We start from the raw sequence: 3,941 nt of genomic DNA, 5'->3' as shown, positions 1-3,941 counted from the left end.
GCCGGCGCTCCGCCGTGCCGCCGTGCCGCCGTCGGCCGGATCGCCCCGGGACCGCCGTGGTTCCAGGCCGCCCGCGCGGTGCCGGGCCCCTGCCCGCGCTCGCCGCCGCTGCCGTGGCCGTACGCGTCAGAGCCGGTGGCACGGTGGCCGGCCGTGGTGCGCTCTGCGCTGCTGCGGTCTTCTGTGCTGCGGTCTTCACTCATGGCTCCGAGCGTGGGACCGGAGGACGAGAGGAGTCCGAGACCCGTCTCAGACCTCCCTGGCATTTCCGGGCTCAGCCGGTGGCGGCGTCGTCGTGGCGTCCCGCCACGACATCCATCGCCCTGACCCGGGCCCGCGCCAGCGGCCCGTGCCAGCGCTCCTCCCGCCGTACGGCCCGGGCCAGCTTGCGGCCGGGTTCCCCGCCGGGACCGCGCCGGTAGCGCCGGCGCGCCCAGGGGGCCTGCGGCCGGGCCAGCCGCACGGCCGTCACCAGCAGCACGACCGGGAAGAACAGCCCCGCGAAGCCGGAGAGGTACTTGCCCTTGAGCATGGTCACCGCGACCAGGAACAGATTGAACAGGCTCAGCCCGATGTCCACCGCCCACTCCCCGGGGGTGCCCTGGCCCACCGCCTCGCCCAGATCCCGCACCACCACCGGCCGCTCGCCGATCAGCAGCAGGCCGATCACCGACAGTGCGGCGAACACCGCGACCACCGAGTCCCGGCCCTCCTTGGACCAGTAGACGTCCCGCAGCCGGAGGATCAGCGCGAACTCGTCGAGCACCAGCGCCGTGCCGATCCCGAACAGCGCCCCCATCGCCGCGCGCCAGCCGCTGTCGGCGTCCGCCGGCAGGGCGAAGCCGGTGATCCCGCCGGCCACCATCATCACGACGCCGAACACCACGTGGTGGACGTGCAGGCCGCCCCCGTTCCGACCCGCGGTGCCCTGCTCCGGGCCGTCCCGCTCCGGGCCGTCCCGCTCCGCGGGGGCACCGGGGAACTCGATGTTCCCCGGCCACCAGCTCACCTGGGCGCGGATCATCCGGGTGGAGAATCTGATGAACGCGAAGCCGGCCAGCATCCCGGCGAAGAGGCAGAACAGCGGCAGCCGACCGGTCTCCACCACCGTCGTGCCGAACCAGTCCCCCAGCCCACCGGTCATGACGGGCGCCCGGCGGATCGGCGCGGCACCACGGGCTCACCTCCCGGCGGAGGGCCTTCTCCCTCCCTCTCTCCATGGTGCGCACCGCCGCGCGGCACCCGCCAGCCCACCGCGTCGCCCCGCGTCCCCGCGCGTCCCCGCGCGTTCCGGCCGGGCGGCTCGGCGGTCAGTCGCAGCCGCAGGAGCGGCGGATCTCCAGCGAGACGGGGAACTGGCGGACCCGCTCCACCGGGCCCTCCTCCGGGTTCTCGCCGACCGCGAGCGCCACCGCGGCCCGCGCCATGGCCTTGCGGTCCGAGCCGACGGTGGTCAGCGGCGGGTCGGTGAGCCCCGCCTCCTTCACGTCGTCGAAGCCGACCACGGCCAGATCGCCGGGCACGTCCAGGCGCAGTTCCCGGGCGGCCCGCAGCACGCCGATGGCCTGGTCGTCGGTGGCGCAGAAGATCGCCGGGGGCCGCGTGGGACCGGAGAGGAACTCCAGGGCCCGGCGGTAGGCGTCGTAGCGGTTGAAGGGTGCCTGGAAGAGCCGCCCCTCGGTGGCGCGGCCGGCCTCCGTCATGGCCCGCCGCCAGCCCTCCACGTGGTCGGACACCGGGTCGCCCACCGCCGGCGTGGACTCGGTGCCGCCCAGGCAGGCCACGTACTCGTGCCCGTGCTCCAGCAGATGGCGGGTGGCAAGCTGGGCCCCGCCGATGTCGTCCAGCACCACGGCCACGTCGTTCAGCGGGGCGAACGCCTCCGGGCGCTCGTGCATCAGCACCACCCGGGCGTCCCAGGCCTCGATCTCGGCGGCGGCGTTCTCGCTCGGGCCCTGGCTGATCAGGATCAGCCCGGAGACCCGCATGCCCAGGAACGCCCGCAGATAGTGCACCTCGCGCTCGTCGAGATAGTCGGAATTGCCGACCAGCACCATTTTCCCGCGCTCGGCGGCGGCCTGTTCGACGGCGTGCGCCATCTCCGCGAAGAACGGCTGCCGGGCGTCCGGGACGATCAGTCCTATCAGGTCGGTCCGCTGCGAGGCCATGGCCTGCGCGACGCGGTCCGGCCGGTAGCCCAGCTCCTTGATCGCCGCCAGTACCCGTTCGCGCGTTCCCGCGGCCACGGGACGCGGCCCATTGTTGATGACATAGCTGACCACGGCGGTGGAAGTCCCCGCCAGCCGAGCCACGTCATCCCGCGTCACCTTGGCCACGGGGGGAAGTCTACGCGGAGAGCGGTCAGATACGGCGGGCGGCCTGCTTGACCACCTGCTCGGCCTCGCGGGTCACGGCACGGGCCTGGTCGGCACGGTCCGGGTCGTGCTTGTCCGGCACGACGAAGCGGTAACCGACATTGCGCACCGTGCCGATCAGCGCCTCGTGCTCCGGGCCGAGCTTGGCGCGCAGCCGCCGCACGTGCACGTCCACGGTGCGGGTGCCGCCGAAGTAGTCGTAGCCCCAGACCTCCTGGAGCAGCTGGGCCCGGGTGAAGACCCGGCCCGGGTGCTGGGCGAGGTACTTCAGCAGCTCGAACTCCTTGAAGGTGAGATCGAGCACCCGGCCGCGCAGCTTGGCGCTGTAGGTGGCCTCGTCGACCACCAGGTCGCCGTTGCGGATCTCCATCGGGCTGTCGTCGGCGACGAGCTGCTGGCGGCCCACGGCGAGCCGCAGCCGGGCCTCCACCTCGGCCGGGCCGGCGGTGTCCAGCACCACGTCGTCCACGCCCCAGTCGGCGGTGACCGCGGCCAGGCCGCCCTCGGTGACGATCAGCACCAGCGGGGCGCCGGGGCCGGTGGAACGGATGAGCTGGCAGAGCGAGCGGACCTGCGGCAGGTCCCGGCGGCCGTCGATGAGGATCACGTCGGAGTTCGGGGCGTCGACCAGCGCCGGCCCCTCGGCCGGGGCGACCCGCACGTTGTGCAGCAGCAGTTCGAGTGCGGGCAGAACCTGTGCGGACGGCTGGAGGGCGTTGGTCAGCAGCAGCAATGAACTCATGGCGGGAGCGTTCCTTCCTCAGTCCCGGGAGCGGTGGACGGTTGGCAGCTCTGCCGTTGAAGCCCTGACATCCGATGGGCCCGAAAGCGCACCCAAAGCAGAAAAGGACCCTGGGTGGCTTCAGTGCCCGGGTCCTTCGTGTTCCGAAGCATAGCGGACCCGGGAAAGAATGCGCAGGGTTTGTGTCACAGTCCGGACACCCGGGGGACATCCGGGCGCTTCGCGGGGCGCCCCCGGGCGGCGGGGCACCGGCGGCCGGGCGGAGGGGCGATGATGGGGGCACATGTCCGTAACGCGGCGACGGCGGCGCGGCAGGCAGGGCGCGAGGAGCGGGAGGAACTGATGGCGAGCGGCACGATCCGGTACTGGGCGGCGGCCAAGGCCGCGGCGGGTACGGCGGCGGAGAGGTACGACGCCGCAACGCTCGCGGATCTTCTCGACCAGGCACGCAAGGAGCACGCCCACCAGCCGGACTTCGAGCGGGTGCTGGCCCGCTGCTCGTTCCTGGTGGACGAGCGGCAGGTGGGCGACCGGCCGCACGGGTCCGTGGAACTGTCCGAGGGCTGGACGGTCGAGGTGCTCCCGCCGTTCGCCGGGGGCGCCCGGTGAGCCGGCACCGGCGCACGCCCGGCGCGGACGAGCCGTTCTCCCGGCATATGACCGGTATGCAGTCCGGGGCCGCCCCCTCCGGGCCCGGGGAGACCGCCGCCGTGGACGTGGCGGACGGGGACACGCGCTCCCTGCCGGAGCAGGGCGGCGGCCCCGCGGACGGCGGGGCCGGGAGCGGCCGGGCCGCCGAGGCGCCGCCCGCGCCCGGGGCGGGG

5 protein-coding genes are annotated in these 3,941 nt (G+C 73.9%); 1 reads left to right on the top strand and 4 read right to left on the bottom strand.

Translation table 11 applies throughout. The features are described 5' to 3' along the window. From GQS09_RS28825 to GQS09_RS27385, 4 genes are all read right to left on the bottom strand, one after another. Window positions 1-203: hypothetical protein (locus tag GQS09_RS28825; RefSeq protein WP_207958352.1), on the bottom strand; the 203-nt coding region annotated here is incomplete at its 3' end. Between the two features lie 71 nt (window positions 204-274). Further along, a complete protein-coding gene (locus GQS09_RS27395) occupies window positions 275-1,144 on the bottom strand; it encodes a hypothetical protein (RefSeq protein ID WP_207958351.1) in 870 nt (289 codons plus the stop codon). A 166-nt stretch (window positions 1,145-1,310) separates the two neighbouring features. Next, window positions 1,311-2,336 carry a LacI family DNA-binding transcriptional regulator gene (locus GQS09_RS27390; RefSeq protein WP_165990215.1) on the bottom strand — a complete coding sequence of 342 codons (1,026 nt, stop codon included), beginning with the start codon at window positions 2,334-2,336 and terminating at the stop codon, window positions 1,311-1,313. Between the two features lie 25 nt (window positions 2,337-2,361). After that, complete coding sequence (locus GQS09_RS27385) at window positions 2,362-3,117, bottom strand: response regulator transcription factor (RefSeq protein ID WP_165990214.1); 756 nt, start codon at window positions 3,115-3,117, stop codon at window positions 2,362-2,364. Window positions 3,118-3,459: 342 nt separating this feature from the next. On the opposite strand from GQS09_RS27385, the gene GQS09_RS27380 reads away from it, so the two are divergent. Continuing rightward, window positions 3,460-3,726, top strand: coding sequence for a MoaD/ThiS family protein (locus GQS09_RS27380; RefSeq protein WP_165990213.1), 267 nt, complete (start codon window positions 3,460-3,462; stop codon window positions 3,724-3,726). Window positions 3,727-3,941 lie beyond the last annotated feature (215 nt).

Origin of the sequence: Streptomyces sp. YIM 98790, from assembly GCF_011421595.1 — a bacterium.
Classification (GTDB): Bacteria; Actinomycetota; Actinomycetes; order Streptomycetales; family Streptomycetaceae; genus Streptomyces.
This window is presented reverse-complemented; position numbering and strand designations above follow the sequence as displayed.

Coding starts and splice junctions, on each gene's coding strand:
- GQS09_RS27395 (WP_207958351.1), bottom strand. CDS start 1,144: ATGACCGGTGGGCTGGGGGACTGGTTCGGCACGACGGTGGTGGAGACC.
- GQS09_RS27385 (WP_165990214.1), bottom strand. CDS start 3,117: ATGAGTTCATTGCTGCTGCTGACCAACGCCCTCCAGCCGTCCGCACAG.
- GQS09_RS27380 (WP_165990213.1), top strand. CDS start 3,460: ATGGCGAGCGGCACGATCCGGTACTGGGCGGCGGCCAAGGCCGCGGCG.